The following is a 19,301-nucleotide window of genomic DNA, read 5'->3' as shown; positions in this document are numbered from 1 at the left end:
TGGATGCGCATTCATCGTTCCAAGCGAAAATAACGGCAGCCGGCCCGCATCGACCTGACACCCCACGATTCAAATGTGGGAGCTGGCTTGCCTGCGATAGCGACCTGACAGCCAATCAGGATGTCAGGCCGAGTACATACCCCTCGCGTTCACGCCCCTGACTCAGGGTCTTTCGAAGGCCCTCCAGGGGCAACACCGCCTTGCTCATTCCCGCGTTGTCCGCCTGCCGGAGCCTGCGATTTATCGTTTCGCTTCGCTGCCGGCGGACGCACCTTGCGCTCGGAATGATTCGGTTCGTGGTGCTTCGAGGCTTCGCTCATACCGCCCTCCTCAATCACTGATCAAAGTATCGGCTTGCCACCCGTCACGCCGTAGCGTTCGCCGGAGATGTAGCTGCCTTCATCCGACGCCAGCAGCACATAGATCGGCGCCACTTCCACTGGCTGGCCTGGGCGTCCCAATGGGGTGTTGCCGCCAAAGTTTTTCACCATGTCCGGCGTCATCGTCGAGACGATCAACGGCGTCCAGATAGGCCCGGGGGCCACGCTGTTGACGCGAATCCCACGCTCGCCGAGCATCTGCGCCAGGCCGGCGGTGAAGTTGGCAATCGCGCCTTTGGTGGCCGCATAGGGCAACAGACTGGGGTTGGGCATGTCGGAGTTGACCGAGCTGGTATTGATGATCGAACTGCCTTCGGCCATGTGAGGCAGCGCGGCCTTGCAGGTGCGGAACATCGCGGTGATGTTGACGTTGAAGGTTTTCACCCAGTCCTCGTCGGGGATGTCTTCCAGCGACTGATAGGTCATCTGGAACGCTGCGTTGTTGACCAGCACATCGATGCGGCCGAACTTCTCCACGGTGTCGTTGACGATGGCCGTGCACTGCGCCGCATTGCCCAGGTCGCCGGGCAGTAACAGGCATTGACGACCCGCCGCCTCGACCCAGCGTGCGGTCTCCTTGGCGTCTTCATGTTCATCCAGGTACGACACCGCCACGTCCGCGCCTTCACGTGCGAAGGCAATGGCCACAGCCCGCCCAATGCCGCTGTCGGCGCCGGTGACCAAGGCAATTTTATTGGCGAGCCGGCCCGAGCCTTGGTACGACTGCTCACCGCAATCGGGCATCGGGTCCATCTTGCGCTGCTCACCGGGTACGGGCTGTTGCTGGGCGTTGAAGGGTGGTTTTGGATAGCTGTTCATCATAACTTCTCCTGGGTGGGTTTCTCTTTGCGAGGGTTCGTCAGGAAGCGAAGTTCAGATGAATTTTCAGAAAATCGGATAGCCGCGCAGCAGCTCACCGCTCAATTCGACCTCCAGGGTCTCCTGCTCCTTACCTTGCAGATGAATCACCAGCCCATCGCAGGCACCATTGCGTAAAACATGCGGGCAACTTCGCTGATCTGCTCAGGAACGAATCTCTTGAAACAAGACAAGCTGAAACGTATCAGCCTGGGTAAAAACACAAATTATGCATAAATGCATTTTTATCCTTGACCCATAGCGCCGAGTCTTTTAAATTCAAATAGCTGTATATAAGTACAGTATTTTAATCCCTTCATGGACGAGACTTACTATGAAAAGCACCCCTTCGAAATTTGGCAAAACACCCCATCAACCCAGCCTGTGGACCCGCGCCGATGCGCTTAAAGTCCATGCCGACGACCCCACTACCACTCAGCCGCTGGTCAGTGCGAACTTCCCGGTATTGAGTGACGAGGTCTTTATCTGGGACACCATGCCGCTGCGTGATATCGACGGCAACATCACCTCCGTCGACGGCTGGTCGGTGATCTTCACCCTCACTGCGGATCGCCATCCGAACGACCCGCAATACCTCGATCAGAATGGCAACTACGACGTCATCCGCGACTGGAACGATCGCCATGGCCGGGCAAAGATGTACTACTGGTTTTCCCGCACTGGCAAAGACTGGAAGCTCGGCGGCCGAGTGATGGCTGAAGGGGTTTCGCCCACCGTGCGCGAATGGGCCGGCACACCGATCCTGCTGAACGAACAAGGCGAAGTGGACCTGTACTACACCGCCGTCACGCCCGGCGCGACCATCGTCAAGGTGCGTGGCCGCGTGGTGACCACCGAGCATGGCGTCAGCCTGGTGGGCTTCGAGAAGGTCAAGCCGCTGTTCGAGGCGGACGGCAAGATGTACCAGACCGAGGCGCAAAACGCCTTCTGGGGCTTTCGCGATCCATGGCCATTCCGCGACCCGAAAGACGGCAAGCTGTACATGCTGTTCGAGGGCAACGTGGCCGGCGAGCGCGGCTCGCACAAGGTCGGTAAAGCCGAAATCGGCGACGTGCCGCCAGGCTATGAAGACGTCGGCAACTCGCGCTTCCAGACCGCCTGCGTCGGTATCGCCGTGGCCCGCGACGAAGACGGCGACGACTGGGAAATGCTGCCACCGCTGCTGACCGCGGTCGGCGTCAACGACCAGACCGAACGCCCGCACTTCGTGTTCCAGGACGGCAAGTACTACCTGTTCACCATCAGCCACACCTTCACCTACGCCGACGGTGTAACCGGCCCGGACGGCGTGTACGGCTTCGTCGCCGATTCGCTGTTCGGCCCGTATGTGCCGTTGAACGGCTCTGGCCTGGTACTGGGCAACCCGTCCTCCCAACCGTTTCAGACCTACTCGCACTGCGTCATGCCCAACGGCCTGGTGACCTCCTTCATCGACAGCGTACCGACCGACGACACCGGCACGCAGATCCGTATCGGCGGCACCGAAGCACCGACGGTGGGCATCAAGATCAAAGGGCAGCAAACGTTCGTGGTCGCCGAGTATGACTACGGCTACATCCCGCCGATGCTCGACGTGACGCTCAAGTAACCGGAGGCTATGAGGTAGCGGGTTTGAGCTCGATGACAAACCCGCGGTGGATATCCGCTGCACCTGTGGCGAGGGAGCTTGCTCCCGTGGCGGCCTGACGGCCGCCATCGCAGGCAAGCCAGCTCCCACATTTTGGACCGCGGGGCGTCAGGTGGGTATGTGTCGGCTGACGGCTTGCCACAGGTTCAACAAGCCGTTGTGTGGATATTCAGGAGATGTAGATCCCCGCCCCATTCAGCTGAGTCATATTTACGCCAACCAACGTCACCGAGTTGTCGCCAAACGACAGCAGCGCATTGTCCTCGAACATCGAGACATGGGAGCGGTAATCGTATTGCTGGCCCAGGTCAGGAATCCCCATGAACACCAGTTTATCGCTGCCCTGGTACCCCTCGATCCGATCATTGCCAAAGAGGCCGTTGAACAGGAAAGTATTGCTGCCACCACCCGACACCATCAGGTCATTGCCCTCCCCGCCGACGAACACATTATTGCCCTGCCTACCGATCAAATGATCGTCACCGCCCAAACCGAATAACCATTCCCCCGCAGCATGAGCGGTGAGGACATTGTTCTGCGCATCGCCGTTGGCAGAGGCCGTGTAGGGCGTCAAGGCTGTGCCGGCCAGCAGGCCTTGGCCGGTTACGTTATAAGTGACGTCGTAGGTGCCCCAGGGGATTGAATTCCACACTATGTAGGACTGCTCTTGGCTCACCAGTGCACCAATATCCCGGGTCATACTGATGCCGCCATAGGCGTCGTTGATGTAAAGCGTGCCATCGCCATCGTTGGCGAAGCCGAAGCTGGCCAGTGGCTTGTGCAGTTCGAAGACGTTATCGCCCTGCCCGCCCAGCAGGATGTTGTAGCCGCCGTCATCGCGAAAACGATCATTGCCGGCGCCGCCTTCCAGGAAGTCATTGCCGGCTCCGCCCTTGAGCAGGTCGTTGCCCTCGGTGCCGAGGATAAAGGTGTTGCCGGTGTGTTTTTCAGCGTAGCGGGTCAGGTCTTCTACCCAGGTGGTTTCACGCGCAGCCTCTGTGAGGCTGGAGACCACGATGGTCGAATCCTTGCTGGTCAGGTCGTAGAACTCGGAGGACGCGATGCGTCCCAGGCCTTGGATGTAACCGTCCAGGGAGTGCGCTTTGGCAACGCCCCAATTCAGACTATTGGGTAAATGTGCCGAGAACGACGCGTAATTATCGGTAAAACTGACGAGGTTGTTGGCCGCCGAATCCCAGCCACTGTCGTTACCCCAAAAGAGTGCCGAGGTATTGATGCCTTTGCCATCAATGGCTTTGAACACCGGGTCATTTTCATAGCCAATATTCAACACCTGGGTATCACCCGAGCGTTGAGCGGGTGAGGCAAAGGTTACGTAGTTGGCATCCTGATAAAAGCCGCCCCAGTGATCGTGGCTCAAGGTCGCCAGGCTGTTGGCCCCCAGTGCGCCGAGGCTATGGCCGGTGACCAGGATATCCTTGCCGCTCAAGCCCTGGCTCACGGCGTAACGGGCGACGTTTTCGAGCAAGGCGCTGAAGGCGAACTTGGCGTAATTGGCGGCGTATCCGGGAAGTGCAGCGGCTGCCAGGTCGCTGGCCACGTCACCCGCGCCATCCCAGGTCAAGCCAAAGGACGTGCCGCGAAAGGCGATGCCCATGGCGATCAGCCTGCCGTCTCCATCGTACTGCCCGAGAATCTCAACGTTGGCCGATGGGGCCAAGGCAGTCTCGCCCCAGAAGGTGCCTTGCTTGTCCACATGCTGCGTCACGCCCAGGGCCTGCGCACCGATAGGCGCCCAGCCACCGGTTGCCAGGGGTTGGCCGGTGGAGTCATACGCGTACTCGGATAAAGCCAAGGCATTGTTCAGCAGCGCCTTGGCGGAGTCGCCTTTCATGCCCTTGTAATCGAAAACGCCCATGCCCTTGGTCCCTTTTCAGATGACGTGCCAGATGGCCTCGATTCGGATGGCCGGGGTCGATTGAGTGCGGGTCACGGGGGACTGTCAAGGGTTACCTAGAAATTCAATAGTGCTCATTTTATTGAGCCCTAGCCCTCCCAGCATTCACGACATGGACGGAAGGCACCCGGACACGCAGCGCAATCAGCAACGCAGCCAGCAACATCAGCACCGCCGCCGCTATAAATACGCCCGCGCTGCCACCGAGGCTGAACACTGCACCGCCAGCGGCGGCGCCCGTGGCGATGGCGGACTGCACAGATGCCACCACCATCCCCCCGGCGCTTTCCGCCTGATCAGGTACCGCGCTGGCGACCCAGTTCGACCACGCCACCGGCACACCGCCAAAGGCCAAGCCCCAGATTGCCAGCAGTACCGCCTGCCCCGGCAACGAGGGTGGCAACAACACCAGCGCCAGCGCTGCAACCCCGACCAGCGCAGGCATTAACACCAGAGTGGCCAGCGGGTGACGCTCCAACAGCCTGCCGGCCAACAGCGTGCCGACGAAGTTCGCCACACCGAACCCCAGCAACATCAGCGACAGCCCTTGCGGGCCGATGCCGGTAGTGCCTTCCAGGAATGGCCGAACATAGGTGAACATCGCAAAGTGACCGCTATGCACCAGCACACAACCGAACATCGCCATGGCGATGCCCGGGCGCTGCAACACGTCGAAAACGGTGCGCAGACGTGCCGGCCGGCGCGGCGCGAGGCGCGGTAAAGTCAATGACTGAAACGCCAGGGTCACCATGCCTACCGCCGCCGCTGCAAAGAACGCGCTGCGCCAGCCGTATAGCCCGCCCAGATAGCTGCCCAGCGGCACGGCAACGACCGTCCCGATAGCAATGCCGCTGAAAATGATCGAAAGCGCCCGAGGCAACAGTGCACTCGGCACCAAGCGCATCGCCACGGCCGCAGCCATGCTCCAGAACCCGCCCAGGGCAATCCCCAGCAAGATGCGCATCAACAACAGCACCGCGAAGCTGGAGGAAACGGCGACCAACAGGTTGGAGGCCACCATCAACGTGGAAAACCCCAGCAACACCCAACGTCGATCGATGCCGCGGGTCAGGCCTGGCACCAACAAACCGGCGAACAACGCTACCACTGCTGTCACCGTTACCGCCTGGCCAGCCAGTGCTTCGGACACGCCCAGATCAGTCGCCATCAGTGTTAACAAACTGGCCGGAAGGTACTCCGCGGTCAGTAATCCGAACACTCCCATTGCCAACGAGAAGACGGCCATCCACGCGGGGGCCGCAGGCTCTGCATCCGAGAAGGCGCCGGGATGACGGTTGGATACGGCATTACATACACAGTCAGTCATTGCAGGGATCTCCCAATTTTCATTGCGAGCCGCAGTCTAGGCGCCGAAAGCTGGATGATCTATGATCAAAAACCTCTACTTTTTGACTAAAACACCTGAACAATGTCTGCAGAACAGTTTGCTCTTTCCTCGGATCTCATCAACGAACTGTTGCGCGGCATGCGCCTGCGTGGCGTCGAATACCGGCGTATACAAACGAGTCCGATATTCGGTTTGGGCTTCGCTGAAAAACCTGGGCATGCCTGGTTCCACTTCATGGCCGTCGGCAACGCGGTACTGCGAATGGAGGACGGCACCACCTACGCGCTCTCTGCCGGCAACGCCGTGTTCATCTCCCATGGCGCGGGCCATCAACTGTATTCCCATGCGGACGCACCTGTTCAGGACATCGACCGTCTAGACAGCGTCCCCCTCGGTGACACCGTGAGCGCGGTGCACACCGCAACCGATGCCAGCCCATCGCCGAGCACAATTTTGTTCAGTGGTTGCATGGAGTTTGAACTGGGCAGTATCCATGGCCTTGGCAAGCTGATGCCGGGCCTGATGTTGATTGATGCCAGCGGCCAGCGCTACCCCGGGCTGGTGCCTATCCTGACCACCATGGAGCGCGAAGTCAGCGCCGCACGTGTGGGCTTCGCCGGTATCCTCGCGCGGTTGGCCGACGTGGTGGCCGCCATGGTCGTTCGCGGCTGGGTGGAGTGCGCCTGCGGTAATGCCTCTGGCCTGGTCGCCGCCTTGCGCGATCCACGCTTGGCCGGTGCACTGCTAGCGCTCCATCAACACCCGGGCCGCGACTGGACCGTTGCCCAGTTGGCAGAGCAATGCAATACCTCACGCTCGGCCTTCGCGGATCGCTTCCAGGTGATGATTGGCATGACGCCGCTGCGCTATGTCACCGAACTGCGAATGCGGCTTGCAAGCCAGTGGCTGACCCTCGAAAGGCTGCCGATCGAAGAGGTAGCACAGCGCTTGGGCTATACATCCCAGGCCGCTTTCAGTCGCGCGTTCAAACGTATTACGGGCAAGACACCGGGGTTAAGTCGCAAGGTGAGGCAGCCCATTGTTACTTGACGCTGAGCGCACGTAGTCGACGATCTGTGCCTCTGAATCATTTAACGCCCGTTACGTCGAGGAATGGGTCACGGCAGCGCGACGCCTATGACCGCTTGCTGCACCTGAGCAATGAAAACCGCTCGCGACTACCTGATCGAAAGCCAGCACTGGGACCTCTCAGGCACTGCATAGGACCCGATCCGCGGTAGCGTCCCCCCCATCGCGTGTTTTCCACCTCCATTGAAAGATCGCTCCTACACCTTCTCCAAACACCTCCGACGGCCCAATCTGAAATACCCAACAGTCACGAAAAATGACGAGCCCTTTTCTACAAATAAACGTTATGTATTCAGTTGTTCTGGGCAAGAAGCCCACGTCTCCATTCACCTCATGAAGAGCTTGGATCATGCTAAATACCTCATTTTTTCCCTCACTACGTACCGCCATCGTTACAGCCCTGCGGCCCCGACAACTCAACCGAGAGGAAGAGCGCCTGGTCCACTACTACCGTTGCTTGTCGGAACAGGATCGTGAAGCGGTGCGCTGCCTAATGTTTGCGGTCAGGGAAACCAGCGAGGCGAACACCCTCACCCATAAAAAGTGACACCCTCATGGGTCAGCGAACGATGAAGTACCTGCGGGGTTGGACACCTTGCCAAGTGCCCTCGGTGGCCTAACCCTCTCACGCTGTGTGGACGCTCTGATCCGACAGGATCTGCTCGACCCGTTGCCCTACGTGCGCCGGCACATCTGCGGCGATTGGGGCGATGTGCGCGCAGAGCATCGCCGCTACGGCGACCCACCTGATATTGCGAACCGTCGCGTCGTAACTCAATCAACCACCAGACCTTGAGCCCCCGCCTGTCGAGGGATCTCTGCCATGTGCTCGCACAGGGCTTCGCTACTCGCTTGTCGCCGGGCATTTCTCGCCAGCCCCTGTTTCCAGCCACTGTGCATTAACGCTCAACAGCCTGGCTAACTTATCGAGCTGCGAGTGCGGGATACCACGAGAAAACCAGTTGGTCAGCCGCTGGGGGCTGATCTTCAGAAATAGCGCGAAATCCATTGGCGCGATCTAGAGTGCGTCCCCTACGGTTTTGCGTACCAACAAAAAAAGACGGGCGGTGGATGGCCAACCGGAAAGACAGTCATAGTTTATTGATTGTCCTGAGCTATAGACCAACCTACGGTAGTGGCTGACAGGTTGTTCTGCCTCAGGGAATCCGTTGCCGCCTGCTGTTCAGGAGCAAAGGCATAAGCAGGATAAAACTGCGCAGCCCAATGGCGGTACACCATGATAGGTCCTTCATTGACGGTCAATTTGGGCCTGACGTCGTAGTTACGGTGGTCCCAAATTTGGATGTCTTTTTTAAGCTCCGGGACGAACCAGAACCGATAGGCTGCCCTGGCCAAGACCGCATTCAGGGCATTGCCCAACCAGCGTGGAAGCCCTGAAAACCTGGCAACCCGAAGCACCATGAAGTCCTTCAATGCCCATTGCTGTGGCCCGATCTGGGTCGGCGTCATCATCAACTGAATGTGCAGGCCCAGGCGCTTCTGGGTCATTTGCGCAACCATGATCCCCAGCCCATACAGCTTGATGTCCATTTGTACGGCGAGCCCAAGCACTTCCATGGTGAACCGTACATTCAGTTGATGCCCTTCAGCTACCGGCGGCTGCATCAGCGCTTTCATCCAGCCATGAATCGGGGCGAAGTGGTTCAGGTCGACGGCGTTCTCTGTGATGTTCTGCAACGTGCCCCGGGCCTGATAACGGCCTCTGACGGGGGCACAAAAACCATCCAGGTCAAGCTCCGGTAATTTCCATGGGGTGTGCTGATCACCGCTTCCCTGCCAGACCAGTATCAACCCATTCCATTCCTGCACCGACCGCCCGATAAGCCTGGCATTGGGCGGTTTGATACCGCTGGGTGTGTGTACACACTGCCCATCCGCCGCAAAGGCGAAATGATGAAAGGGGCAAACGATATTTTCGCCCTCCACCCGCCCCCCTCGTCCGAGGTGAGCGCCAAGGTGCGGGCAGTAGGGTTCAACCAAACGTACCGCGCCCGAGACCGTGCGATACAGCACCCATTCGCTGCCCATGAACGGCAGCGTCAGCACGGTTTTGGGCTTCAGATCGCTGGCCAAGCACATGACAAACCAGCCGCTTGGGTAGAACGCTGCTTGGCCTGTCTGGTCACTCGAGGTTGGCATTGTCATGTACGGATCCACCTATGGGGCTAGCTAGCGCAGCGAATGTCGTTGGGGGTTGGGTCGTAATGCCACCACCAGGCAATCGAAGGAATCATCGCGCGGGTACGCAGGGGGCCCGGAGCTTGCGCTTGCCGCAGCGTGGCGTCCCCGAGTTGGGATTCGGTGTAGCGCTCCGACGTGTGACACCAGTCCACTGAGGAACGGACCAGATGGGCCAGACTGACCAGGTACTGGCGCAGCCCCTCCGAAGCCTGCTGCTCCACGTGGTTTTTCAAGCGCAGGAACAGCCTCATGATTTCGTCATACAGCGCTGTTGCATGGCAAACGGCTTGCGCGACCGTGCACCGATGCTCGTGCTCGATGACGTTGATCAGGTTGTGCCCGCCCTCCTCGCGCTGCTTTTCCTTTTCGTACGAAACAATGTCGGAGACCCAGGTACAAAGAGTCGCTGCCATTTCCGTCAGTGCGCGTATCGGGCGCAGCTCCAGTTCGGCAAAAGACACCGTTTGATCTTCAACAATGAGCGCCAGCACCGGAAATATTAAGGGGCCACCGCTGTACAACCGCAGAGTGGCATATTCATTCAATGTGGGCATGCGTCGCTCCGCAACGTTTCCCGCTTTCCAGATTTCAGCGAAGAACCAGCCACGCATGCCTTCGACCCACAAGCGTGTCTGCCAGGGTGCGGCGATTTGATCGAGTCGGCGCCGGATATCAAGCATGGCAGTGGCATAACGGTCGGTTTCAAACAGCGGAGCTTCCGGGGTTTCCAGCGCTCGCAGGAGCATCGACAGGACCACCGCCAGGCTGCCAGGTCGTTTTCCCAGGGGCCCCTCGTCGCAGTACTCATCGTCAAAGGCGACGTTCCAGATAAAAAAGTCAGCGACAATCTGCAGCCGCTCTGCCGTTGCCTCGGGCACGATGCGCGCCGCTAGCTGACCGCAGCCGGTACGGGCCAGACGCGCGCGTTCCGTATCGTTTGCGCAAAGGGCGAAAGTCTCCATCCACTGCACTGCCTGGGCATTGGCTTGGTCGGCAGCAGGATGAATGGCACCTGGAATGGGACAGTGGAGAGTGGGCTGTATCATTTCCCTTTCCTCAGGATAAACCGATAGGCCTGCATAGCGGACTTCACAAGGGGTCGATCGGCAATTGCCGGGTTTGCACAGTGATGTGTCGTGCCAGGCGACCATCCCATAAGTGCCCCTTGCCGTAGTAACGGGGCGTTTCCAGATGCCATTGCGCGTTACCCGCGATGAGAAGGTGGTAGTTGTCAATGTACTGATGCAGACGCTCACCCAGTGGATGTCGTGCATACCGCCCATGCAGCGTACCGACCAACTCGGACATTTCCGCATCGAGCGCTTCGAGCCGGCGGTAAATGAAATCGATAGCCCCTTGCAGGCTGTAGTTATCACGTCGCAGGGCATGCACCGGGTTCAGTCCATCACCGTGAAAACACTCTTTACGGTAGGAATAAAGATCGTTGACCAACGCCCCATGGGTCACCGCCACCTCCTTGGCGCGCTCGATGTCCGGATCCAGGACGACATCACCCACGTCTATATCCATGACGTACTCGATCGCGACGGGATAAGGGCGGATGCCAGCGGAAACCACGTGCATCTGGATGCAGGTTTCGACGTCCAGCGACTCCGGTTTTTTGCGGGCTTTTTTTTCAATCTCAAGAAACCCGAACCATTCCTGCCAGCGCTCACGCAGCCGTTGATACACCGCCTCGCTGGGGGCGTTTTTTTCAATGGTGTTCCAGATATCGATGATGGGGCCGGTATAAGGGTTATCGGGATCGCCAGCGATTATCTGGTCGCAGAACACAGGGTTGAGCTGGGCCAGATCATCACAGTCGACGACCGCAGACAGCAGGCATACGTGATGGCAGACGCGCTCGGCCATACCGTCGGGCAGCATCAGCGAATCATAGAGCGCATCCATATGAGCCACGCCCCTGGGCAAGTCTCCCGGATGCAGCGGTGGAGTGTGTTGGTAGGCCCATTGCGCATGGCGCGCGCGGATGACCGGATAATGAGTATTGACCCTTGGCAGTACGCTGCACGGGATAACCGGAAGGTCGTAATTGGCCACAAGGATATGGCTCTCTGTCGTGTTCATCTGCCGGGCACTCCTGATAACCGTGGATGGCACCTTCGCCGTGGGGACAGAACGCTGCGCCTGACCCCCCTCAGCGTCTGACGATCACGCTGTATGTCGACACCTTGTCCTTGAGCAAGGCCACCGACCAGTTCTCTGCCAACACCCGCAACTCCTCCAGCGCGCCCGTAACGCCATTGGGAAACAGCGCCTTGTTTTCGATATTGGCTTTGGAATCCATCAACCAATGAACGACATCGATATTGGCAGGCAATACACGCATGTCGTGAAGGGTAAAACCTGACTGCTCCAGCACCTGCCGAAAATACTGGGGCGTCTTACGGTGTTTACACGCGAGCCGGTCAACGTCGTCCTGAGTATCCGAGGCATACACCTCAGGCGCGGTGTTGTAGAGGTTATCTGAGATGACCACGACGCCACCTTCACGCACGCGAGGCAGCAAGGCGCGCATGGTGTTTTCATAGAGTTCATTGGGGAAGTGGGAAATCACCCCGCGAATGATCACCAGGTCATAAGGCTCATCGGCGTCGGGCAGCAACTCGATATCCTTGGCGTTGCACAAGTACAGGCTGATCCGATCAGACAGCCCCTGCGCCTTGTGAAAGCTGGCGCAATAATCCAGTTGGCGCCGGCTGACGTTCACGCCGTCCAGACGCTGGCACTCGGGGAAGCGTTCGGCAAGGTACTTGAGGATGTAGCCCCAACCACAACCGATATCTAGAATGCGCTTGATCGGCGCGCGATCGGGTTCTTCCAGGCCGGCGAGTTTCAATTGCCTTTCGAAATAGCGGATGCCGGATTCATCAAGGCTGATCGGTGGCGTCGAACGTGGATCATCGTAGACCCCGAACTGGAAGAGGATGCAGTCACCTATCGCTTTGCGCCAATCTTCGGGGCTGTCACCGTAGGTGTAAACGACCTTTTCCTGGTAGCTGTCAACACTGGGACCGTGAATGATTTGATAGGGAAGGTTTTCCTCGGCAGAGTTGTACTGTTGGGCTGAGGTACGCATGGCGTGCTCCTTGTGAGTATTCACTTTAGGCTTGGGCTCGTAACGCATCGGTAGATGGGACGGAATCGTTGAGCAGTACTTCCAGGCCTTGGCGTGCCTGGAATGCCCGTATTGCACGGGTGATACCGGCGGAATCGAGACCGCAGGCAGCCAATAGTTGTTCAGGCGTACCGTGTTCGATGAACTGATCGGTAAAGCCCAACTGCAGCAATGGACGCAATAACCCGACGGCGGCGAGATGCTCCAAGCACCCAGAGCCTGCACCGCCCATCACACAACCCTCTTCAATGGTCACCAACAGGTCGTGAGTGGCTGCCAGCTCTTCGAGCAGAGCACCATCCAGCGGTTTGATAAAACGCATGTTGACCACCGTCGCATCGAGCGCTTCACCGGACTCCAGGGCGGGTAATACCATCGAACCAAAGGCCAGGATCGCAACGCGATACCGCGCAGGTTGACGGGAAGTACGCCGCACTTCGCCCCTGCCAATCGATACAGGTACCGACACGGCGGCTGAGTTGCCCTTCCCGCGTGGATATCGAACCGCGGTTGGCCCGTGCTGGAGCAATGCGATATGCAGCATCTGCCGGCATTCGTTTTCATCGGCCGGCGCCATGACGATCAGGTTGGGCACGCAGCGCAGATAGGCAATATCAAAGGCGCCGTTATGGGTAGCGCCGTCTGCGCCAACGATGCCGGCCCGGTCAATGGCGAACAACACGGGCAGGTTTTGAATGGCGATATCGTGAATCAGCTGGTCATAACCACGTTGCAGAAAGGTCGAATAGATAGCGACCACCGGCTTCAACCCCTCGGCGGCAAGCCCGGCGGCGAAGGTCAGGGCGTGTTGCTCGGCAATGCCGACATCGAAGTAGCGATCCGGAAAACGCCGCTCAAACTCCACCAGCCCCGACCCTTCACGCATCGCGGGGGTAATGGCGACGACACGTGGGTCGTCTTCGGCCTCGTCACACAGCCACTGGCCAAAGACCTGTGTGTAGCTGAGTGGGCCCGGTGCGGCGTGCAAGATGCCTTGGACCGGTTCGAACTTCCCAGGCCCGTGATAGAGCACCGGGTCGCTGGCGGCGGGTGAATAACCATGGCCCTTTTCAGTGACGATGTGCAGCAACTGCGGGCCTCGACGGCTACGCATAGCTAACAGCGCGGGCACCAGTTCGGTCAGTTCGTGGCCATTGATGGGACCGCTATAGCTCAATCCAAGTGCTTCGAACATTGATGCCGGGGCGACCATGTTTTTGAGTTCACCCAAGTGATCACACAGCGCACCGACAGCGGGTGAAATTGACATACCGTTGTCATTGAGGATCACCAGCAACGGCAATCGGCGATACAACCCGGCATTATTCATCGCCTCGAATGCCATGCCACCCGACAGCGCGCCGTCGCCGATCACGGCAATGCAATGGCGATGCTCGCCTTTGATTCTGGCAGCCAATGCCATGCCCAACGCGGCTGATACAGAGGTACTGGAATGCGCGGTGCCAAAGGCGTCATAACGCGACTCGCTGCGCCGTGGAAACCCGGAGATGCCACCCAACTGACGAATGCTCGCCATGGCTTGCCGGCGCCCAGTGAGAATTTTATGGGCGTAAGCCTGATGCCCCACATCCCAGATAATCCGGTCGTGGGGGGTGTCGAATACATAGTGCAAGGCGATGCTCAATTCGACCGTACCAAGATTTGCCGATAGGTGCCCCCCCGTACTTGCAACGCTCTGGAGGATGAAATCGCGCAGTTCATCTGCCAGAGGCGCGAGTGCGTCAGTAGGCAGGGCTCGCAAATCAACCGGGTTGCCGACGGTGTTGAGTAACTCGAACATAGTGATGTCCTTGCCTGAGCATTAGCACGATGACCACGACTCTTACTGCGTGCGCTTGATAGGCCCGTCAGCCAAACCCTGTAGTCGAGTGCGCACCTGCGGCGGCATGAGTTTGCCAATCACGCAGGCCAGTGACGGTGTGACGCTCCAGGATCCGGCGAAACCAGACACTGAACGTGTCCGGGGCCGAGTTCACAAGTCGAGACACTTCAGGCAGGCTCAGCCATTGCCAGGCATGAGCCTCGTCGGGATTAGCGACTGGGTCCTGGCAGTAAATCCCGGCAAATACGTGGTCGTATTCATGCTCGATCAGTTGATTGGACACCTGTTCGTGATAGAGCAGTTGCGTCACTGCGGCGAGGTCACATTCAATGCCCATTTCCTCGCGCAACCGCCGCCGGGCTGCGCTGCCGATCTCTTCGCCCTGACGCGGGTGGCCGCAGCAGGTGTTGGTCCATAAGCCCTGGGAATGGTATTTGGTGAGCGCTCGCTGTTGGAGCAGCAAGTGGCCTTGCAGGTCAAAGATAAAAATAGAAAAAGCCCGATGCAGGAGCCCTTGCCGGTGGACTAATAGCTTTTCGGCAAAACCTGTCGGGAAATCATTCTGGTCTACCAGAATAAGATTCTCTTCCATGATAACTCCGAAATATCGTGGAAAAATTGCTTATATACATAATATTTAAACAGTATAAAATAGTTTAAAACAGTACAACTTTTTAAGGTGCCCTGCAGGGCCTCACATGTGTAAAAAAAGATTCAGGCGTAGGAATACAGTAGGCTTTTATTCTCCGACCACAAGAGAGAACTTTATGATGTTTTGCTATTTATTTTATTTCCAATTCGTTGCACAGGCATACCCACTTAAGCGGCGAGAAAAATAGAGACCCATCATTCACTGGAATTTGAGCTTATACTTGCCCCCTAATAAAACTCATGAACATCTTCTTTTCCTGACGAACGAAAGCAAACTCTTCATAAATATCAAACCTATAGAACTCCCAAGTTGAGTGCGGCGTTACGCAGTACAAAATCCTGGCGCTTAGAAACGCCTGATATCAGTGTAAAAATAAAAACGCCCGATGCAATGCACCGGGCGTTATTGTTTAACTCATACAGTGATTTTGTGCTTGGAACTGGCCCTAAGCCCCTCATATTCCAGTACTCGATTCCTCATCAGAATCGAGCACCGGAACAGAGTATGGCCCGTAAGCCAACCAGATGTTTACCTCACACTAACGTAATTTGATGATTAGCCAACAGCTTGGCCAAGTCCGTCGTCACCCCGGTCATTGTTAGAAGTTGAGTAGGTGCATAGGTGCCTGCCGTGCCATCGCGATCGATAGACAAGGTGGTATTGCCCCCACTGTTGGTTGTCGAGAGGTAATTCTGGATCGTCTCGCCAACGTCGATCGTGGCAGTCCCATTGACATAATGGGCTGCACCGTCGGCATCCGCGGTATACCCGACCAACAATTGGCGAAGATCGATACGATCCGAGTTTGGTGTCGCCTCGAAGGTACCGACTTTAAAGCCGACCACCGTATCGGTCCCGTTGCCCCCGGTGGCATTTGCGCTCGTCAGCAGGTTATAGATCAGCGTGTCGTGACCGCCATTGACCAACTGGAACGTGTCGTTGCCGCCTCGACCCTCGAATTGGTTGTCCGCGCTGCTGTCCGTGAAGGAATCAACGCCGTTACCCCCCTTAAGACCTTCGATGCTAGCGAAAGTCGCCGTGTTGTAGCCGGTGTTTTGCGCAGCTGCATTAGAAAGGTTAACGGTCACGCCGGTGTTGCCAGCCGTCGTAAAGTCAACAACATCCATGCCACCACTGGAGCTCCAGAGGCGCTCACCCGACACAAAGGTCGAACCGCCCGCACCGCGATAGGTATCCGTTCCCGCACTGGCGAAGAACGTGTCGTTATAGCCGGTGCCGACGAAGGTCCCGTTATTATTGCCGGTTGTGGCCTCGGCAGAAAGAACATAACCGCTGCTGGCCGGGCCTGCCTTAAGGTCGTCCCACGTGGTATTCACACCGCTTGCGACAACACCACCCAACGCTTCCCCACCAATTGAGCCCAAGCCACCGTCTATGCCCGTTATGCCTGCTTTAACCAGCACTGCCGTGTAGGTTTCATTGGCATTGAGGCCGTAGAAGTCGACGATGCCTCGACTGTCTGTGGTGCCGTATCCATATTGGCCATTGATTACACTTGTCGCGACCAATGTCCCGGCCTCGTTGTACAACTTGACGTTCTGCGACACGTAGGTGTTGTAGCCGTTCGGGTTGACGATTTTCAAGTGCAGGCTCGTGCCGTCGGCCACAACATTGGTGTTGAGCCTGAGCACATCCGCACCGTTGGCGTTAATCACCAGGTCCTGCGCGCCGTCATAGTTAAAGTCAGCAACCGCTGCGCCGATGATGGACGTGGCTGTTGGAACATCAGTGACGGTCATGGCAGTGCGCACGAACGTCGGTGTACCGCCTGCGGTGGCAGTCGTGTTCTGCCAGTATTCGTAGGTGGTATTGGTTGCCAGAGTCGGGCCGTTCGCGCCGTTATCCGCAAACTCGAAAACGTCGAGTTTACCGTCAGCGTTCCAGTCGGTGTTCACGCTCACTCCGCCGACGAGCGTACTGCCGCTAAGCGCCGAGCCTGCAAAACCTCCCGAGCCATTGCCTGTGTAAACCATGCTGGTAGCCAAGGAGCTGACATTTTGCCCAATGAACAGGTCGAGATTACCGTCTCCGTTGAAGTCGGCAAAGTTCATTGTTTGTGCGCCCGCTTGGAAGTCGGTGATCGAACTTGTGGTTTTTACAGCGAGGACATTCGCTGTAACAGCATAAGGGTTCCCAATAACACCTGCCCGTAATGCGCTGCTCCCATCTGATCCCGTAAACAAGACAGTCAGATCATTTGCATCCCCCCAACCGCCGCCCGACACGTTGGCCAGCTGTCCAGCCAGGTCAACGCGGCCGTCACCATTGAAATCAAACGCCCCGACGTCCGCACCAAAACGTCCGAAACTACCACCGTCAACACCGTTGGTATTACTCGTATCATAGCTAGTAAAAGATCCGGACTTGTTATTTATAGAATAATAACTCGAGTCTCCCGCCTTATCGCCATGGAGTAAGTCAATAAAACCATCATTATCGAGATCAAGTCCGACTTGGCCGCCCCATAGATAACCTGCACCAGAAGAGACTGAGGCAGGACTGTAGTTCGTTTGCTGTAGAACCCCACCACTATTTTTATAAAAATGGACATTATTTGCGAGCGCTGAATCCTCAAGCATGATCGATAAATTACCAGAGCGATCGAAATCCAAAAAGTTGACCGCACTGACTCTCCCCAGAGTATTAACTGGGGAAATGTCGTTTCCATAGTTATAAAAATCAAAATTTATAAAACTACTAGCATCCCATGATGTCGTTGCACTTCCAAAGTTAATATCACCCCCGCTACTTGTTGACGTATTACCATTAAAGTAATCGAACCGGCCATCATTGTTTACATCACCTACAGCCATACCCGGGCCCGCAATCGCGGCAGTATCACCATTGACTGTCGTGGCAGAAATGGCCCCGACAATCAGCTCGCCCACGGTGTCATCGGCTGCCAGTACAGCCCCAAGACTGCTATAAACCGTCGCGGCAACTTGATAGGTACCCAAGGCGAGCGCGTTGCCCGCTGGTGTCTGCACGTACCAGGTCTGGTTGTCCGGATCGACCACTACCCCGCCGTTGGCTGAAGAGTACGTCACGCCATTTATCACAACCTGAATGTACTCACCGTCGCTCAATGGGAAGGGCATCGTGCCCGTTACCAATGGGGTGGTATCCGTGGTCGTCTGGCTGGTGACAAGGAAGCTGTAGTCTTCAGTCAAGGTAAAGTTGGTAGAGCTCGCCCCCAGATTCCCGGCAAGGTCTTCGACGCGTGCCATGAATGTGTGTGCGCCTTCGCTCAGCCCTGGCAAGTTGAACGACCAGTTCGTTCCCACAACAGTGGCGGTCCCGACCATGACGCTGTCCGCATAAATGCGGACGACCTCGTTCACGCCGGGTGCGGCGCTGATCGTGCCATTCAAGACCGGTTTATGGTCGTCAGTCACGGTTGCGGTGCCGAAGTTACCGGTACTCGAACCATAGTCGTCGGTGTAGTTGGAAATCACCACCGTTGCCGAAGGTGGAGTGGTATCTACCACCACGTTCTGGCTCGCGGTTTGACCTACGTTACCTGCCACGTCGATGACGCGGACCAGCACGTTATAGGTGCCATCGGCCAGGTTGGTGGCCTGGTTGTCGTAGCTCCAGGTCGTGCCGGTGACGCTGCTATTCAGCCAGGTCGTGCCACCGTTCAGGCTGATCTGTGCCCTCTCGCTCGCCGCCAGAGCGGCGCCCAGGCTGCCGTTGAACACCAGGGTTTTGTCGTTGGTGATGTAGTCAGTAGTGCTGACCCCAGAGTCACTGCTGATCGAGGTGATCGCGATCGTCGTCAGGGCGGACGGCGGCGTGAGATCCACTACTACGCTCTGGCTGGCGGTTGTACCCACGTTGCCAGCTGCGTCGATGACGCGGACCTGCACGTTATAGCTACCCTCGGCCAGGTTCGTGGCCTGGTTATCGTAGCTCCAAGTGGTGCCGGTAACGCTGCTATCCAGCCAGGTCGTGCCGCCATTCAGGCTGATCTGCGCCTTCTCACCCGTCGCCAGGGCTGCGCCCAGGGTGCCGTTGAACACCAGGGTTTGATCGTTGGTGATGTAGTCGGTTGCGCTGGTACCCGAGTCGGTCGTGATCGAGGTGATCGCGATGACTGCACTTGGTGCAACACTGTCCACTACTACGCTCTGGCTCGCGGTTTGACCTACGTTACCGGCTGCGTCGATGACGCGGACCTGCACGTTGTAGGTGCCGGCAGCC

At 57.6% G+C, this 19,301-nt stretch carries 12 protein-coding genes; 2 read left to right on the top strand and 10 right to left on the bottom strand.

Translation table 11 applies throughout. From position 1 onward, the window contains the following. Positions 1-341: 341 nt before the first annotated feature. Entirely contained in the window at positions 342-1,199 is an 858-nt protein-coding gene (locus tag CER19_RS13545; RefSeq protein ID WP_116666773.1) for an SDR family oxidoreductase, read from the bottom strand. Positions 1,200-1,572: 373 nt separating this feature from the next. On the opposite strand from CER19_RS13545, the gene CER19_RS13540 reads away from it, so the two are divergent. Next, positions 1,573-2,847: a glycoside hydrolase family 68 protein gene (locus tag CER19_RS13540; protein WP_034127090.1), complete on the top strand. Its 1,275-nt coding sequence runs from the start codon at positions 1,573-1,575 to the stop codon at positions 2,845-2,847. Between the two features lie 208 nt (positions 2,848-3,055). Here CER19_RS13540 and CER19_RS13535 read toward each other — a convergent pair whose 3' ends face one another. Both CER19_RS13535 and CER19_RS13530 read right to left on the bottom strand, forming a co-directional pair. Next, positions 3,056-4,765: a polyurethanase gene (locus CER19_RS13535; protein ID WP_116666772.1), complete on the bottom strand. Its 1,710-nt coding sequence runs from the start codon at positions 4,763-4,765 to the stop codon at positions 3,056-3,058. A 118-nt stretch (positions 4,766-4,883) separates the two neighbouring features. After that, complete coding sequence (locus CER19_RS13530; protein ID WP_116666771.1) at positions 4,884-6,131, bottom strand: MFS transporter; 1,248 nt, start codon at positions 6,129-6,131, stop codon at positions 4,884-4,886. A 102-nt stretch (positions 6,132-6,233) separates the two neighbouring features. Between CER19_RS13530 and CER19_RS13525 the strand changes: the two genes are divergently transcribed. Then, positions 6,234-7,202, top strand: a complete 969-nt coding sequence (locus CER19_RS13525; RefSeq protein WP_116666770.1) for an AraC family transcriptional regulator — start codon at positions 6,234-6,236, stop codon at positions 7,200-7,202. Positions 7,203-8,339: 1,137 nt separating this feature from the next. Here the strand turns inward: CER19_RS13525 and CER19_RS13510 are convergent. The 7 genes from CER19_RS13510 to CER19_RS13480 all read right to left on the bottom strand — a co-directional run bounded on the left by CER19_RS13510 (position 8,340) and on the right by CER19_RS13480 (position 19,219). Continuing rightward, positions 8,340-9,407, bottom strand: coding sequence for a Rieske 2Fe-2S domain-containing protein (locus CER19_RS13510; RefSeq protein ID WP_116666767.1), 1,068 nt, complete (start codon positions 9,405-9,407; stop codon positions 8,340-8,342). 20 nt (positions 9,408-9,427) lie between these two features. Beyond that, positions 9,428-10,489, bottom strand: a complete 1,062-nt coding sequence (locus CER19_RS13505; RefSeq protein WP_165861629.1) for a hypothetical protein — start codon at positions 10,487-10,489, stop codon at positions 9,428-9,430. A gap of 43 nt (positions 10,490-10,532) precedes the next feature. Then, on the bottom strand, positions 10,533-11,531 hold the full coding sequence (locus CER19_RS28785) for a hypothetical protein (RefSeq protein WP_165861628.1): 999 nt from the start codon (positions 11,529-11,531) through the stop codon (positions 10,533-10,535). A 70-nt stretch (positions 11,532-11,601) separates the two neighbouring features. Then, entirely contained in the window at positions 11,602-12,543 is a 942-nt protein-coding gene (locus CER19_RS13495) for a cyclopropane-fatty-acyl-phospholipid synthase family protein (protein WP_116666764.1), read from the bottom strand. 25 nt (positions 12,544-12,568) lie between these two features. Further along, positions 12,569-14,383 (bottom strand): 1-deoxy-D-xylulose-5-phosphate synthase, encoded by a 1,815-nt coding sequence (dxs, locus tag CER19_RS13490; protein WP_116666763.1) that lies wholly within the window; start codon positions 14,381-14,383, stop codon positions 12,569-12,571. A gap of 67 nt (positions 14,384-14,450) precedes the next feature. Beyond that, the gene (gene idi / locus CER19_RS13485; protein ID WP_116666762.1) at positions 14,451-15,017 is read right to left on the bottom strand and encodes an isopentenyl-diphosphate Delta-isomerase; all 567 of its coding nucleotides are present in this window, start codon (positions 15,015-15,017) and stop codon (positions 14,451-14,453) included. 593 nt (positions 15,018-15,610) lie between these two features. Further along, positions 15,611-19,219: an S-layer family protein gene (locus tag CER19_RS13480; RefSeq protein ID WP_218568479.1), complete on the bottom strand. Its 3,609-nt coding sequence runs from the start codon at positions 19,217-19,219 to the stop codon at positions 15,611-15,613. Positions 19,220-19,301: the final 82 nt, after the last annotated feature.

The organism is Pseudomonas sp. GL93 (assembly GCF_003408955.1).
GTDB lineage: Bacteria > Pseudomonadota > Gammaproteobacteria > Pseudomonadales > Pseudomonadaceae > Aquipseudomonas > Aquipseudomonas paracarnis.
Note: the sequence above shows the minus strand (reverse complement) of the source record. Positions and strands in the feature narration are given on the sequence as shown.